This is a genomic window from Bacillus cereus group sp. MYBK139-1 (assembly GCF_051916915.1).
Taxonomy (GTDB): domain Bacteria; phylum Bacillota; class Bacilli; order Bacillales; family Bacillaceae_G; genus Bacillus_A; species Bacillus_A pacificus.
In genome coordinates, this window is sequence record NZ_JBQAHO010000004.1 from 136,854 (window position 1) to 153,467 (window position 16,614).

A 16,614-nucleotide genomic window follows, 5' to 3' on the forward strand; every position below is an offset into this window, starting at 1 on the left:
AAAAGACCTTTCATATATTTGAAAGGTCTTTTTCTCTATCTCACTTTACCGCTCCATATAGCTTTTCTATCTCATGCTCAATTTGTTTTACATCAATCCGTTCAAATAGTGGCTGTACACTATCAATTCTATTCGGCAACGTGTTTTGAGGCTCCCAATTTCCTTTCACAATTGCTAATGTGTTTCTAACTCTTTCACATGAAAATGGTAAAAACGGTTCAAGAAGATTTACAAAATTAGCGATGAGATACACACAATTATAAATCGTTTCTTCGCATGAAACTGGATCATCCTCCCTTTCTTTCCAAGGCTGCCTCTCATCAAAGTATTTATTTGCAAAACGTACTGCATCAAATATTGATTCTAGCGCCACCTTAAATTTAGTTTGCTCAATCGCCTCTCCTACATGTTTATATAATCCTTCTATTTTATCTTTCAGCTCTATATCAATACTTCCCTTCGGCACGATACCACCATAATATTTTTCAATAAACTTTAATGTCCGGTTCACAAAGTTTCCGTATGCACCTAACAATTCACTATTATGACTGTAAATAAATTCCCGCCATGAAAAGTCAGTGTCACGATTTTCTGGTGCGTTCACTGTTAAAAAGTAACGAATAGAATCCGGATTATAGCGTTCTAATATATCAGGCACCCATACTGCCCAGTTTTTACTCGTAGATAATTTTCTTTTTTCCACTGTTAAATATTCATTCGAAACGATATGACGAGGAATTGCCCCTTCTCCTATTCCAAGCAATACCGCTGGCCAAATGACGGAATGAAACGGAATATTATCCTTTCCGTGTACATAATATGTTTTCGCTTCTCTATCCCAAAACTCTTGATCATCTTTCCCTGTTTTTTCAGCCCAATGTTTACTCGCCGAATAATAGCCTGTCACCGCTTCAATCCATACGTAAATTTTCTTATCTTCATACCCTTCTATTGGAATTGGTACCCCAATTGGTAAATCACGTGACACAGCCCTATCTAGTAATCCTTCCTTTACATATCTCTCTGTTAGTTGAATCGCATTGTCGCGCCATGTTCCTGTTTGCTTTGCGGTTTCTACAGCCCTTTTAATTTGCTCCTGAAATGTATGCAACGCGAAATAGAAATGCTCTGTTTCCTGTACGGATGGTGTACTACCACATAACTTACATTTCTTTTCTAACAAATCGAGTGGATCTAAAATAGCTGAACACGCATCACATTGATCTCCTCTTGCTGCTTCATGACAATGCGGACATATTCCTTCTACATAACGATCAGGTAAAAACTGCGTACACGTTTCGCAATATGCTTGTTCCACTGTTTTTTTATAAATATGGCCTTCTTCTAATAAACGTAAAAAAACTTTTTGAACCGTTTTATGATGGTGCTCACTATCTGTACGTGTATAGCAATCATACGTAAAACCAAGGTTACGAAAACATCGCTGGAACTCTTCATGATACTTATTAGCAATTTCCTTCGCCGTCACACCTTCTTGTTTTGCCCGAATTGCAATCGGTGTTCCATTACAATCACTTCCCGACACATACAACACATTCTCACCTTTTGCCCTGTAATAACGTGCTAAAATATCTCCAGGTAACAAACTCGCAATATGCCCAAGGTGTAATGAGCCATTTGCATATGGCCAAGCTCCTCCAATAAAAATACTCATCTTACATTCCTCCTTTAAAATATAAAAAGCCCCGCCCTTATCTAAAAAAAGATAAGGGCGGGGCTGTATAAACAGTCGCGGTACCACCTTATTTCGCCAATTACTCACATAATTAGCCTTAACAAGTACGGAGCTATATGCTCTTATACTGTGGTTTTGATAACGAGTACCAACTCTCGTCGCCGCCTACTATTATCATTTCATAAGTTCAGGACGAAGCTCAAAGGCCATTGTTCAAATGAATATTCTTGCTTCTTCTCAGCTACCGAAGCTCTCTGGAAAGAATGTGTTCATCCTACTTTTCCTTTTCAACGCTTTTACGTATAACACGTATTTTACGACTTAATAACAGAAAAATCAAACTTTTATCCAAAAAGAAAAGGAAATCCCATCCTCCCGCCGAATACCTATACGTTCACAAAAGGAGTGATATGATTGAATCAAAAACAACTAAGCGCGCGGAATGAAAAAAGCTGGAATGCAGCTGCTTATGAAGCTTGGACGAATCGCCACGGGGCGCCAGCAGATTATGCAAAAAAGCTTATGGAAGATCCCATGCGCGAGGTAGATCACTATTTACCCTACATACAATCTCCAAAAGGAAAACGTATTATTAATTTACTCGGGTCAAAAGGAAATAAAGCTGTTGCTCTCGCCCTTTTAGGAGCTGACGTAACGGTTGTTGATATTTCAACAAGTAATGCAAAATATGCAAATGAACTTGCGGACGCAGCAGGTGTCTCTATTCAGTATGTCGTTTCTGATGTATTACATGTGCAACTATCAGAGTCATTCGATGTCGTATTGCTGGAACTTGGTGTACTCCATTACTTTCTCGATTTAAAACCGCTTTTTCAAAAAATTGCTACCTTGCTTAAGCAAGATGGAATGCTTATCCTTCGTGACTATCATCCTGTTTACACGAAATTATTAGGAGTCGACCACCCATCATTTCAGGCCAATGGAAATTATTTTGATGAAGAATTGATTGAAGATGATGTTGCTTATAGCATCCTTCTTACAGAAGCACAGAAAGAATCGCTACCTAAAACAACTATCCGTCGCTGGACGCTAGGAGAAATCATTACAACGCTCGCGGAAGCACATTTTAAAATTGAAAAACTAGTTGAAGAACATGGGCCCCATCAAAGATGGGTCTTCCCTCCTACTGCACCGGAAGGAATGGAAGAACGTGTGCCAGGTCTATATACATTAATTGCAACAGCATGCAAAAAAGGATCCCTTCACGGATAGGATCCTTTTTGCATGCTCACGCATATAAGTTGAGGTTGGAGATTACCATAATTCTGTAGAATAGGACACAAGATATTTCAACATTTCGTCTCTGACTTACGTCGTCAAAAAGGGGTATGACCAACATAACGAAGAGTAATGTCATTAGTTGATACTGATAATCGTTATCAACTAATTAGAAGTATACATGATGTTTTTTCAAATTACAATAGCATTTCTAATTTTTATTTATGAATTTTTTGATATACAAATGTATACATTTTAAGAACATTTACTCATATCAATCTGTCATCTTCCATTATCTGCTATAATTTTCATTGAACAGATTAATAACTTCATAATGATGTTTTTATTAATTCTGCTCTTAATATTTATAAATTATAATAAATAGTTTTTAAAGGTAGGGGTAACGATGAAATATGTTAGTATTCGAAAAAAACTACTGTTTACACTCTTAAGCATTTCTTCTTTATTTAGCATTGCTCTTATTGTTATTCTTTCATTCGCTATGAACCAAGCAAGTGAAATTGAAACGTTAAAAAATGATGTATCAAAACGAGCAACGATTTTAAAAGAACGCGGTGATTGGTTCCAAGCACAAGTTGCTGGTTTACAAGAATATTTACTGTCTCATGATCAAAAAGGATTGGATAAGTTTAACCGAGAAGGAAAAAAACTAGCTGATACTAGAGAGAAGGTAACAAGTGATAAAAAACTTCCAGAAGGAATGAAAGAAGCCATTTTAATGGGAGGGAAATGGCGCAGCGTCATAGATAATGAAGTCCTCCCTCTCGCTCGCGAAGGAAAATGGGACGAAGCATCCAAAATCGCTTTAGCTCAAACCGATTATGTAAATGACCTTTTAAGCCGTTTTACGAAATATGCAAATGAAGAAAACGATAAACGTGACGCATTAATTGCTGACGTAGAGTCTTCTTCATCTCTTATTCAATATATTATTTTCTTCTCACTTATTACATGTACAGTAACATCTATTTTATTAGCATGGTGGTTCTCTGGTAAACTCGTTAAACCGATACGACAAATTGATGAGAAATTAAAAGAATTAGCTTCTCAAGATGGTGATTTAACTGCTAGGTTGCACGTAACGAGTAAAGATGAAATCGGTGATATCGCCAATTCCTTTAATCAAATGCTCGCTAACTTACAACGCATAATAAAACAAGTGCAACAAACATCAACAAGTGTAAAAGAAGCATCTGAAAATGTGTTTATTGAAACAACTGCTTCTATGGAAAATACAGCAAAAACGCAAGAAACTATGAATGCTCTTGAGCATAATATTCGTTCACAAGTCTCCAGCATCGAAGAAAGTTCAACTGCAATGGACGATATGGCAACGAGTGTTCAACGTATTGCAGAATCCGCATCTTCTGTTGCTAGCCTAGCTGTTACTACTTCAGAAAAAGCTGATAGTGGTAATAAAGTCATTGAGAAATCTATTACACAAATGCATACCATTAATGAAGCTGTGAACGCTACATCACAAGTAGTGGAACGACTCATTACACATACAAATCATATTGATACTGCACTTCAATCCATTTCTAATATCGCGGAACAAACGAATTTACTCGCTTTAAATGCTTCCATTGAAGCGGCTCGTGCTGGTGAACATGGAAAAGGCTTTGCTGTTGTTGCCGATGAAGTACGAAAGCTTGCTGAACAATCTCAGCTAGCAGCAACTGATATTAACCATTTACTTCATCAAATTCAAGCAGATACAAAAATAGCATCTGAAATGATGACGCAAGGTCAGTCAGAGGCTTCTGAAGGCATTACAGTCATTCGTACTGCTGGATCTTCATTCTCAGAAATTGTTAACCACATTAACAAAGTCTCTACACAAATGCAGGAGGTGTCTGCAACTGCTGAAGAAATGGCCGCAAGTTCTGAAGAAATGAATGCAGCTTTAAATAACATTGCTTCTATTTCAAATGAAGTTGCCGCCGAAACATCACAAACAGCAACTTCAGCTGGTGACCAAGTAAACAAAATGAGTGTCGTTGCTAAAAAAGCATCTGAAATGAAAACGACCGTACAAGAACTTGAAGTTCTCGTTTCTCATTTCAAAACAAATGCTTAAAGTGAAAAAAGAGAGATTTACAATCTCTCTTTTTTCACTTTAAAATATCTCTTTCTATCTCTCATTCCGTCTGCTATAATTCCTAAAGGAAAGAAGAAAGCTTTGTTCCAGACGGAGTAAAGCTTTCTTTCAATTTTTTACATTTATTAATTCTAATACTAAGATTTCACAAAGGAGGCTTTTTATCATATGAATTTTATTAGCATTCGAAAAAAACTAATGTTCATGATGGGAACGATTTGCGCTTTATTTGGCATCGCCTTAGCTTTTATTTTATTTTTTGCTATTGATCAATCGCATCAAGCTGAAGCTTTACAAAAAGAAATTTCCCCTCTAGCAACAGAATTGAAAGAACGTGGAGACGCTTATCAAGTACAACTTTCTGCTTTAAGAGGTTATTTATTACAACATGATCAAGTCGAATTAGACAAGTTTAATGAGATGAGTAAACGTTTGGAGGATTCAAAAGATAAACTTCTTTCTAATCCAAATATTTCTCAATCCGTGAAAGATACAATGGAATCAGGATCGACTTGGAGAAAATTTATTGAAGAAAAAGTTTTCACTCTCGCAAAAGAACAAAAGTGGGAAGAAGCTTTACAAGTAGCTTATGCAGAAAATGGTACTGTTTATAAAGTAATTGGTGACTTCACAAATTATAGTAATGAACAAGCTAAGTTACGTGATCAATCTATCGAAAAAATCGATCAATCTTCGTTACAAATTGAATATGTTATCTTCCTATCACTTGTTATTTGTATTATCGTAGCTATCACACTTGCATGGTGGTTCTCTGGTAAACTTGTAAAACCAATTCAACAAATTGATAGCAAGCTAAAAGAATTATCATCTCAAGAAGGTGACTTAACAGCCCGTCTACAAGTAAATAGTAATGATGAAATTGGTACGATTGCAACATCATTTAATAAAATGTTAGAAAATCTACAACATATCATTAATCGTGTTCAAAAAACATCTGTGGAAGTACAAAACGCTTCTGAAAATATGCTAGAAAAGACAAATATATCACGTGAGGCAACGATAAGAGTTCAAAGCTCGATGTCCAACTTAAATGAAAGTATTCAATCTCAAGCCTCTAGCATGGAAGAAAGCTCAACTGCAATGGACGATATGGCAGTAAGCGTTCAGCGCATTGCTGAATCTGCTTCATCTGTAACTGAGCTTGCTGTAGTTACATCTGAACAAGCTAACGACGGAAGTACTGTTATTCAAAAATCTGTTTCACAAATGACAACGATACACGACGCGGTAAATGCTACGTCAGAAGTGGTCGAACGTCTAATCACTCACACGAAATATATTGATACAGCTGTACAATCTATTTCTAATATTGCAGAGCAAACAAACTTACTTGCTTTAAATGCCTCTATCGAAGCAGCTCGTGCTGGCGAACAAGGAAAAGGCTTCGCTGTCGTGGCTGATGAAGTTCGAAAACTTGCTGAACAATCTAAAACAGCGGCAACAGATATTAACCAATTATTACATCAAATTCAACAAGACACTGAAACTGCGAGCTCTATGATGTCACAAGGTCGTTCTGAAGCATCTGAAGGCATTCATGTTATTCGTGAAGCTGGCAATTCTTTCACAACAATTGTAGAACAAGTAAACAAAGTATCTACTCAAATGCAAGACATCTCAGCAACTGCTGAAGAAATGGCTGCAAGTGCTGAAGAAATGAACGCTTCACTGAATAACATCGCTTCTATTTCTACTGAAGTATCTAGTGAAACAGCGGCAACAGCACAATCTGCTGAGAAAAAAGTCGTTACGATGAATGAGATGACACAAACAGCTAAACAAATGAAACAAACAGTTGAAGAATTAGATCAACTCGTATCTCATTTTAAAACTGAATAGCCATTCCAAAAATATTCCTCTTCCAAGAGGGATATTTTTTTGAGCTCATTTCCTGCACTTTATGCATATATCCGTTATAATGAGAATCGATATCATTAATATGTAGGGGGTGCTACACATGTCACAACAAGCATTTGAAGAAAAGTTATATGCAAACTTAGAAGCTGTTATTGACCCTGAACTCGGTGTTGATATTATTAATCTTGGATTAGTTTATGACGTTACAGCAGATGAAAATAATAATGCTGTCATTACGATGACGATGACTTCTATCGGTTGTCCAATGGCTGGGCAAATTGTATCAGACGTTAAAAAAGTATTATCAACGAACGTACCTGAAGTCAATGAAATAGAAGTAAATGTCGTATGGAATCCGCCCTGGTCTAAAGAACGTATGTCACGTATGGCGAAAATCGCATTAGGTATTCGCGACTAAATAAAGTGAAACTTTAATCAGTGGGGGTTTTCCTCATCCCCACTGATTATCAGCCCTCACCAATCGGGATAAAGAAAGACCTGACATCCTAGTCAGGTCTTTTTCTCTTATTATTTTACGCCTACTGCATCATAAGCTTTCGTTACAGCTTGTACAGCTTTAGAGTTTTTACCATATAAATCTTCAGCTGACTGAAGTGCTGCTTGACGCATCATCTTAAAGTCAGAGTTTGCAGTTAAATATTTCGTAAGAGCACGGTAATAAATTTTTTCTGTCGCTTCACGGCCTACTCCTGTTACTTTCACGCCGTAATGCTCCCCGCCTTCAGATACTAAGTATGCAGCTTTATTATTAATGCTACTGTTAATATGAACGCCGCCATTATCAGCTGTTCCAGTGTAGCGTTTATTGTAATGATCTGGGTAACCTTCACCTGGTTTTAATGGGTTTGGAATAGACGCTGGATCTTTCAATGAACGCAGTGCATCACCAGGTTTACCAGGTGTATAAATGTCAGCACCTAAATCCCAGCTCTTCTTCTCAACCATAACACCCATAATATCAGATAACGATTCATTTAACGCACCTGATTCATTTTTATAAACAAGATTTGCTGTATGCTCAGTGACAGCATGCGTTAATTCGTGACCGATAACATCTAGTCCAGCAGATAATGGAATGAATGTTTTACCATCGCCATCACCATACATCATTTGCACACCGTTCCAAGCTGCGTTATTCCAGCTTTCTCCAACGTGAACAGTAGAAATTAGCTTCGCACCTTTATCATCGAAAGAGTTACGATTAAATGTCTTTTTGTAGTAATCATATACTTTCCCTGCATTTACATGCGCATCAACTGCCGCTTTATCTTCGAAGAACTTAGATTTACTCTTAACTTCTTCTCCCGTATACCCAAGAATTTGTGAGAATAGATTAAACCAGTTTTCGTCCATATTCTCTGCATCAAATGTATGGATACCTTGTCCTCGTTTACCATCAAATAAGTTGAATTCTCCTGTTTTCGTATCTTGAGCAATTTCAAATGATTGTTTACCGCCCAATACTCCATAACCAAATCCTGTAATGTGATCTACAGCGTTATATTTCTCAATCACATTTCCATTTGTCGCATCAACAAAGTAATGCCAATACCCTGGAGCTGGCTTTGAAATCGATGCTTTCACTAAGTATGCAAGATAGTAATTCCCATCTTTTTCATACACATATAAATCTTTTTTCACACCGTCATAATTCTTTACTTTACCAACTTCTTTTTCAATATCTGCCTTTGCAATTGTTTCTGCTTGCTCTGCGCTAATCTTTGCAAATGCAGGAATATTTTTATCCTCTAAATTCGGAATAACTTGTCCGAAGAATGCTTTTACATTATTCTCTTTATCTAGTGTAACTGTTTGATCTGAACCGTACACAGGAATGTTATTATGTTTCTCAACTAGCTTCACGTGTGTTGTACCGGATTCAGCATCTTTTTCTTCCCCAACGACATTAAAGTGTTTATCAATATTTCCTGCTAATTTGAACATATCTTTCTTACTCTCTAAATATTGAAAGACCGTCTCTTTTTTATCTAGTCCTTCCGGCGCTTTCCATTCTTCACCTATGTATGCAGGCGTTTTAAATTCTTGATGGTATTGAATTTTTTGTTCTTCCGCTTTCGTTGTCGTTGCTCCAAATGTTCCAAATCCCCCGGCGATAACAGTTAACGCTAATGCTGATGAAATGACTTGCTTTTTCACTATAACATTCCCCATTCCCATAAAGATTTTTGACACTTTTATACAATTCTTGTTTTTCAAGTTGATACCTTTCCCTAAAATTTGAGAAAGTTTTTTCTGACAATTCCACTCAAAAAAAGAGGACATCTATCGGATGTCCTCTTTTCAAACCTTTTATTGTTTTTTCAATTCAATTGCTAAATAGTGAGATTGCTCTTTCGCTACAATATGAATATCTTCCTCCACCGCTTCTGCCGCATCACGCATAACAAGTGTCTCACCATTTATTACGCTACTACCTTCAATTTGTACAAGATACAATTGACGGCCTTCTTTCACTGGAAAATGAATTTCTTTTCCAGCATGTAACGATAAAGCATATAAATTCGCATCTTGGTGAATTTGAATTGGTGCCCCGCCTTCTACTTGAGATACCATATGAAACCATTCATTTTCACGCTTGCTCCAATCAAATTTAAACTCACCATAGTTTGGTTTATGGTCCGCGCGATCTGGTAAAATCCAAATTTGTAGTAAACGTAATGTTTCATTTCCTAAATTATGCTCACTATGAAATACACCCGTACCCGCACTCATATATTGAACATGTCCACGCTCAATTGTTCCGCGGTTACCCATGCTATCTTCATGTGTTAAAGCACCGTCTACAACGTACGAAATAATTTCCATATCGCGGTGGGGATGCATATCAAAACCAGTTTGCGGTGCTACTAAGTCATCATTAATTACACGTAATGCACCGAAGTTCATGTTATTAGGATTATAATAATTTGCAAATGAAAAATGAAAATGTGTATTTAGCCAACCGTGATTTGCTCTTCCCATATTTTTATGATCAACTTTTCTAAACATATCCTTCACCTCATATTATCTCGAATTCAAGATTTATTTTAAATTTTTTCTCACTGTAACTTTTTTAGTAATTGTAGTAATTGATGTTGTTCCTCTACATTTAAATTTTGAAACTGCTTCGCTTGGAATGTTTCTTGAGGCGGGACGATTTCTTCATATAAAGCTCTTCCCTTTTCTGTTAACGAAATATATTTCGCAGTACCTTCTTGTTCACGACGAATCCACTCGAGCTGCTCCATTTTATTTAAAAGCTGCGTAATATTTCCCTTCGTAACAAATAGCTTATTTCCAAGCTCTTGCTGCGTTAAACGATCATGCCCTCCAACTTGAGCTAGTACATCAAACTGAGCGGCAGATACTTTCCATTCTTTCAAATGCTGATTCGTCTCACGAATACTTTTGTTATAAAAACGTGATAAACGAAACCATAATAGTAAACCTAGTCTATCTTCTGTTTTCATTTCATCACCTCGCTCGTTTCATACCATTAGTTTAGAACTAAACTTTATAAAAGTCAATTACTTATTTTTAGTAAGAAACAAAGAAAACACAGCGCTATTTCTCCACTATGCTTTACATTAACTTTCTATTTTTATATTCATCTAACTTCCTCTCCGCGAACTTTCTCGCATCTTTCTCAATCCATCTATCTTCGTACAATTCACTTCCAACATACAATACTTCGCTCTTATGCTGCATCGCATGACGAAATTCATGCAGTAGTGTTTTAAGGACTTGCTCATACTCTTCCCACATACAAACAAAAATTAATTGTTTTTCTTTATGATAAAAACCACCTACCGGGAATAAAAATTCCTCTTCTTCTTCTCCTAGTGATAAAAGGACATGATTCGCATCACACGTATCACAAAAAATAACCGGTGTTTTACATACTTCAATCAGTGAAAATAAATCGTCTCTAAGCCTTTTGACATCCCAAGGAAGCTCCGAATCCAACACATACCAATTCTCCACCTGTTGATATACATTTTGAAACTGGAGTTCCATTTCTCTTTATTCCCCTTTCCAAGCACCCTTTTTCTATATGTATGCCACAATATGGTAAATATTAAACGTATTCTTTCATCCTTGAAAAAATACCAATAAAAAAGGAACCTATGCCGACATAGATTCCTTTTCCGTAATCACTTTTTCATACATATCTTGTACTTTTATCTTTTTATTTAGTTAGTCTTCGTATCCCACTTAAAGACTTTATTTAAAAATTTATATACATTCTTTGACTCTTTTGTCAGAAGTGGACCTAAGATAGATAGTATAAGCACGTATAGTGCTGAGAATGGTTTCAAGACTGACATTAAACCACCGGCGATACCGATATTGGCCATAATGATGGAGAATTCTCCTCTTGAAACGATTGTTAATCCAATATTTGTTGACGCTTTATGAGATAATCCAGCTTGTCGTCCTGCAATCATCCCCGCTACAAAGTTCCCGATGATTGTAAGAAGAACCGCACCTAACGTTAACCATATCGCTCCGCCCAATGAGAACGGATCAATACTTAATCCGAAACTGAAGAAGAAAATAGCTCCGAAAAAGTCTCTAAATGGAACAACGAGATGTTCAATTCTGTCACTATGCTCTGTCTCAGAGAAAACTAATCCTAAAAGAAGTGCTCCAATTGCTTCAGCAACATGAATCGTTTCCGAGAATCCTGCAATAAAGAATAATGAAGCAAATACTACAATAATGAAAATTTCATCCGAACTAATATTGAGCAATTTATTTAATAATGGAGTCGCTTTTCTAGCTACAATAAAGAATAGAAGCATATATCCTAAAGCAATTCCAATTGAAGTAAGAGCACCTAGGAAGGAAGCATGATCTCCTAGAACTAAACCTGAAACGACTGATAAATATACAGCAAGGAATATATCTTCGAACATGATAATTCCTAAAATTAATTCGGTCTCATTATTACCAGTTCTTCTTAAATCTACTAACACCTTTGCAACGATAGCGCTAGAAGAAATCGTAATAATACCCGCAATAATTAAGATTTCTAGTAAAGGGAATCCCATGATAAATCCGTACAATAATCCAAGTGAAAAGTTAATTAAAATATAGATCGTTCCGCCAATCGCAATAGAACGTCCAGATTTAATTAGTTTTTTCATCGAAAACTCTAGTCCTAGATAGAACAGAAGGAACAGAACTCCAATCCGTCCAAGGAAAGAAATGACACTTGCACTTTCAATAAACTTGAAATCGATCACACCTATCGTCAGCGCGTGTGGCCCCACTAACATTCCAAGAACAATTAAAAATGGAATGACTGAGAATTTAAACTTTCCAGCAATTACTGCCGCAATTGCAACTAATACTAACGCTGTACCAACTTCAAAAATTAACGTATCCATCTAGTCAGTCCCCCTATTCGAAAGTAACTCATTAATAATTTTTTTAATTTCTTCTCTCTCGCCTGAAACTACAAGCATATCGCCTTCCTCAATTACTGTTTCTGGTCCTGGATTAAATAGCTTTTTCATATTCTTTTTCATAACTGCAATAATCGTTACGCTATATGTTTTTCTTATTTCAAGATCGCCGATTGTTTTTCCAAGCGCTGGAGCAGCATTCTCTACTTTAAACCACTCAATTGCCAACCCTTCAAAAACCATTTCAACATTTTCTAATGCTCTCGGCTTATATACCATTCCACCTAGTATGGCTGCAATTTGTCTTGCCTCTGAGTCACGTAATGAAATACTTGAGATACTTTCTTCATGGTCTGAATCAAAATGATACATTTCTCTACGCCCGTCATCATGAATAACAATCACCATCTTCTCGTTACCTTTCGTAACGATTTGAAACTTATAACCAATACCCGGAAGTTCACTTTCTCTAATATTCATATTTAGCTCCTCCACAACTTTTTATTTGAATTTTCTGTTTTTCTGTCTTTTATTCATCCAATCAACTTTAGAAACTCTAACCATTCAGGATACCTGTGACTTGGAAATCTTTTATTGTAATAATAAGTGGCTCCTAAAAAGATACTTAAAGATGTAACGATAAAAAATATATTACTTCTCATTTTCAAACTTTTAAGGCTTACTTTCCATAAAGTTTCTTCTTTCAAATTATCCCCTCTTTCTTGCGTTACATTTAGTTTTTTAAAATGTAAATAATTCTAAAAATATTATGATGTAACATAATCATAACATAAAATTAGTTTAAGTAACATAATTTTTTAGAAAAATTGATTCTCGTATATTTTTTGCATATAATTTTCTTATTACGGAAAAAAGGAAGTGTATTATATGGTTGATATCTTTAGCAGATTCCTTGAGGTAACGAATAATATTTTATGGTCATATATTCTTATTGCAATGCTAATCGGCTTCGGTCTTTATTTTTCTTTTAAATTAAAATTTGTCCAAATTACTCATTTCGGTGAGATGGTCAGTTTAATTAGTAAAGGATTTAATCGAAAAGAAAAAAAGAAAGATAGCATCTCCCCGTTTCAAGCATTTTGCTTAAGTGCAGCAGCGCGCATTGGTATCGGAAACTTAGCTGGTGTAGCATTAGCCATTTCAATGGGTGGACCTGGCGCAATATTTTGGATGTGGTTTATCGCAATTATCGGAGCAGCTACTAGTTTCGTAGAATGTACGCTCGCTCAAATTTATAAAGTAAAAGATGGCAGCAGGTTCCGTGGTGGGCCAGCATATTACATGGAAAAAGGATTAAACAAACGCTGGATGGGTGTTTGGTTCTCACTTCTTATTACAGTTGCGTACGGATTAATTTTCAATTCTGTACAAGCAAACACAGTAACAATAGCATTTGAAAATGCTTTTGGACTAGAGCGAACGATCGTAGGGGCTCTATTAGCTTTATTAGTTGCAGTTATTATTTTTGGTGGTATTAAGAGCATTTCACGTATTACGGAAATGATTGTTCCTCCAATGGCAATCATTTATATTGGTGTGGCTATTTTTGTCGTGATTAACAACTTTACTATGTTACCAAGCATTTTTATGGAAATATTTAATGGTGCATTCGGCTTAGACCAAGCTATCGCTGGTGGTATTGGAGCAGCAATCAAGTTCGGGATTCAGCGCGGTCTATTCGCGACAGAAGCAGGTATGGGTAGCTCGCCTAACGCAGCCGCAACATCAGATGTATCTCACCCTGTAAAACAAGGACTTGTTCAAGCATTAGGAGTGTTCGTAGACACATTCTTAGTATGTACATCAACAGCATTTATCGTATTATGTTCTGGACTTTACAAAGGAACAAATTTAAAAGGTATCGAATTAACACAAAATGCATTAAGTTCACAAATCGGACCGTGGGCAAGCACTTTCTTAGCGATTATTATTTTCCTATTCGCTTTCAGTTCGCTTCTAGGAAACTACTATTATGGTGAAACAAACATCGCATTCATTAAAGAAAGTAAAACATGGTTAATGATTTATCGCGTTGCAGTTGTCGGAATGGTATTCTTCGGATCAATCGCTGCCCTTCAAACAGTTTGGAGCTTAGCTGATTTATTCATGGGACTAATGGTATTCACGAACTTAATTGCCATCTCATTCCTAAGCAAATTCGCCTACGCAGCACTAGTAGACTATTTGAAGCAAAAGAAACAAGGAAAAGATCCTGTTTTCGTTGCAAGTTCTATCCCTGGCTTACAGAATACAGAGTGCTGGGATGGACAGGATATAGAAGAAAAACAGAAGGCTGTGTAATAATTAAAAGCGGAGGCGGCTCGTCCAGAATCGCAGGCTATTTGGAGCTCTCGACCTTGAAGCGCTTTTTACTTCGAGCGAGAGAGCGAAATGACCGGAGATTCTAGCCGCTGGAGCTGGATATCACTAAAAGCGAAAGCGGCTCGTTTAGAACAAAAAATTATATATCAAAGCAAATCCCTATTACTCCACGGTAATAGGGATTTTTATTTACAACAGTTCATAATTTGTTCAAATTAATTCCAGCAAAAGGGTTGATTTATACGAATTACTATATTATAATTATTATAAATTAGTAATTGATATCACATAACAACTCAAAAGGAGATTGATCATAATGAACAAACAAGTAATCGAAGTATTAAACAAACAAGTAGCAGACTGGAGCGTTTTATTCACGAAACTACACAACTTCCATTGGTACGTAAAAGGACCTCAATTCTTCACATTACACGAGAAATTTGAAGAACTTTACACAGAATCAGCTACTCACATCGACGAAATTGCAGAACGCATTTTAGCAATTGGTGGTAAACCAGTAGCAACAATGAAAGAATACCTAGAAATCTCTACTATTCAAGAAGCTGCATACGGAGAAACTGCAGAAGGGATGGTCGAAGCAATCATGAAAGACTACGAAATGATGCTAGTCGAACTGAAAAAAGGCATGGAAATCGCTCAAAACTCTGACGACGAAATGACATCTGACCTACTACTAGGCATCTACACAGAACTAGAAAAACACGCTTGGATGCTACGTGCGTTCTTAAATCAATAATAGACTTTAAAGCGGAGGTGACTTGCTCAGAACTGGAGGGCATTGGAGCTCCTGACGAAGAGGCGTTTTTTGCCTCACAGGAAGGCGCGAAATGACCGACTGTTCTAGTCACCGGAGCTGGATATTATTTAAAAGCGGAAGCGGCTTGCTCAGAATCGCAGGGCATTGGAGCTCTCGACCTTGAAGCGCTTTTTGCTTCGAGCGAGAGAGCGAAATGACCGGAGATTCTAGCCGCTGGAGCTGGATATTATTTAAAAGCGGAAGCGGCTCGTTCAGAGTCGCTTTTTTCTATGGAATGGTCGCGCGTATCAGTACATGAAATTTATATCAACGATTTTCCCTATATATCGACGATTTTTCAAATATATCAACGATTTTTTCATTATATCGACGATTCGACATAGGATATCGACTTACCGACAAATCACGACAAGATCTGCATCCCTCTCCCCTACTCTCATCAATATATTACAATCTCTTTTATGTTAAAATATAGTAACATAGATTCAAAAAAGCTTTTCCATATTCATCATTTACTATTTAAATGGCGGGAGTGGTTCAGTTGAAAGACTACTTAATTAGAGCATTTTTTGCGTTAATAACAGTTGGGATTGTCTTACTTATAGCTAATATTTTCAACATACGTATCGAGGTGAAAGACTACGCTTTCCTCGTTGTAGTAGCAATTGGTGGCGGCTGGGGTGGCTGGTACTTGTATAAAAAACAAAGTAATCAAAATGATAAAGGCATTCCAAAGTAATACGGAATGCCTTCTTTTTATTTCCGCCTATAATAAATAATGAAATTCAAACCGCTAATACAAACTATCCCAATAAACATATCAAACGACACCGAATCTCCACCTAAATTATACTCATCAACAATAAACCCAGACATAAACAACGTAATCGCCGAAACACCGATACACAATATCGAAATAAACCAAAGAGAAAATTCATTAATTAGCTCTTTCTTCTGTATTGAAACAATTAACATAACAAGAATAGATGCTGCTAAAATACTTTTAAAAACCGGCCTTAAATACACAAACTCCTCCATCTATTTCTCCTTTTCCCAAAACATTATATCTCAACATTAACATATTTAACCAAATTAAAAACACATGCCTTTTGAAGATAAAATGACA

The 16,614-nt window shown here is 36.5% G+C and carries 15 protein-coding genes and 1 other annotated feature; of the genes, 7 read left to right on the top strand and 8 right to left on the bottom strand.

All coding sequences use genetic code 11. The features are described 5' to 3' along the window. Nucleotides 1–40: 40 nt before the first annotated feature. Nucleotides 41–1,675, bottom strand: a complete 1,635-nt coding sequence (gene metG, locus ACTFRS_RS21295) for a methionine--tRNA ligase (protein WP_431085103.1) — start codon at nt 1,673–1,675, stop codon at nt 41–43. A gap of 50 nt (nt 1,676–1,725) precedes the next feature. Beyond that, nucleotides 1,726–1,996 (bottom strand) — a binding site (T-box leader). Between the two features lie 114 nt (nt 1,997–2,110). Here metG and ACTFRS_RS21300 point away from each other — a divergent pair. From ACTFRS_RS21300 to ACTFRS_RS21315, 4 genes are all read left to right on the top strand, one after another. Further along, complete coding sequence (locus ACTFRS_RS21300; RefSeq protein WP_139868281.1) at nt 2,111–2,929, top strand: class I SAM-dependent methyltransferase; 819 nt, start codon at nt 2,111–2,113, stop codon at nt 2,927–2,929. Between the two features lie 412 nt (nt 2,930–3,341). Further along, complete coding sequence (locus ACTFRS_RS21305; RefSeq protein WP_242294318.1) at nt 3,342–5,036, top strand: methyl-accepting chemotaxis protein; 1,695 nt, start codon at nt 3,342–3,344, stop codon at nt 5,034–5,036. A 189-nt stretch (nt 5,037–5,225) separates the two neighbouring features. After that, nucleotides 5,226–6,917 (top strand): methyl-accepting chemotaxis protein, encoded by a 1,692-nt coding sequence (locus ACTFRS_RS21310; protein ID WP_139868285.1) that lies wholly within the window; start codon nt 5,226–5,228, stop codon nt 6,915–6,917. Nucleotides 6,918–7,035: 118 nt separating this feature from the next. Continuing rightward, complete coding sequence (locus tag ACTFRS_RS21315) at nt 7,036–7,353, top strand: metal-sulfur cluster assembly factor (protein WP_000082521.1); 318 nt, start codon at nt 7,036–7,038, stop codon at nt 7,351–7,353. A 110-nt stretch (nt 7,354–7,463) separates the two neighbouring features. Here ACTFRS_RS21315 and nprB read toward each other — a convergent pair whose 3' ends face one another. The 6 genes from nprB to ACTFRS_RS21345 form a co-directional block, all read right to left on the bottom strand. Continuing rightward, nucleotides 7,464–9,113 carry a neutral protease NprB gene (gene nprB / locus ACTFRS_RS21320; protein ID WP_139868287.1) on the bottom strand — a complete coding sequence of 550 codons (1,650 nt, stop codon included), beginning with the start codon at nt 9,111–9,113 and terminating at the stop codon, nt 7,464–7,466. Nucleotides 9,114–9,266: 153 nt separating this feature from the next. Further along, entirely contained in the window at nt 9,267–9,965 is a 699-nt protein-coding gene (locus ACTFRS_RS21325) for a pirin family protein (RefSeq protein WP_000488943.1), read from the bottom strand. 50 nt (nt 9,966–10,015) lie between these two features. Further along, the gene (locus ACTFRS_RS21330; RefSeq protein ID WP_139868289.1) at nt 10,016–10,426 is read right to left on the bottom strand and encodes a MarR family winged helix-turn-helix transcriptional regulator; all 411 of its coding nucleotides are present in this window, start codon (nt 10,424–10,426) and stop codon (nt 10,016–10,018) included. 112 nt (nt 10,427–10,538) lie between these two features. Beyond that, the gene (locus ACTFRS_RS21335; protein WP_000422825.1) at nt 10,539–10,973 is read right to left on the bottom strand and encodes a DUF3920 family protein; all 435 of its coding nucleotides are present in this window, start codon (nt 10,971–10,973) and stop codon (nt 10,539–10,541) included. Between the two features lie 176 nt (nt 10,974–11,149). Beyond that, on the bottom strand, nt 11,150–12,349 hold the full coding sequence (locus ACTFRS_RS21340; protein ID WP_440025057.1) for a cation:proton antiporter: 1,200 nt from the start codon (nt 12,347–12,349) through the stop codon (nt 11,150–11,152). Next, on the bottom strand, nt 12,350–12,847 hold the full coding sequence (locus ACTFRS_RS21345) for a cation:proton antiporter regulatory subunit (protein WP_001026071.1): 498 nt from the start codon (nt 12,845–12,847) through the stop codon (nt 12,350–12,352). It abuts the gene before it with no gap. Between the two features lie 408 nt (nt 12,848–13,255). On the opposite strand from ACTFRS_RS21345, the gene ACTFRS_RS21350 reads away from it, so the two are divergent. The 3 genes from ACTFRS_RS21350 to ACTFRS_RS21360 all read left to right on the top strand — a co-directional run bounded on the left by ACTFRS_RS21350 (nt 13,256) and on the right by ACTFRS_RS21360 (nt 16,227). Continuing rightward, nucleotides 13,256–14,689: an alanine/glycine:cation symporter family protein gene (locus tag ACTFRS_RS21350; protein ID WP_139868293.1), complete on the top strand. Its 1,434-nt coding sequence runs from the start codon at nt 13,256–13,258 to the stop codon at nt 14,687–14,689. 337 nt (nt 14,690–15,026) lie between these two features. Beyond that, nucleotides 15,027–15,467, top strand: a complete 441-nt coding sequence (locus ACTFRS_RS21355; protein WP_001041892.1) for a Dps family protein — start codon at nt 15,027–15,029, stop codon at nt 15,465–15,467. 562 nt (nt 15,468–16,029) lie between these two features. Further along, nucleotides 16,030–16,227 carry a hypothetical protein gene (locus ACTFRS_RS21360; RefSeq protein ID WP_000656322.1) on the top strand — a complete coding sequence of 66 codons (198 nt, stop codon included), beginning with the start codon at nt 16,030–16,032 and terminating at the stop codon, nt 16,225–16,227. Between the two features lie 17 nt (nt 16,228–16,244). Here the strand turns inward: ACTFRS_RS21360 and ACTFRS_RS21365 are convergent, their stop codons facing one another. Then, nucleotides 16,245–16,526 carry a hypothetical protein gene (locus ACTFRS_RS21365; RefSeq protein WP_088106300.1) on the bottom strand — a complete coding sequence of 94 codons (282 nt, stop codon included), beginning with the start codon at nt 16,524–16,526 and terminating at the stop codon, nt 16,245–16,247. Nucleotides 16,527–16,614 lie beyond the last annotated feature (88 nt).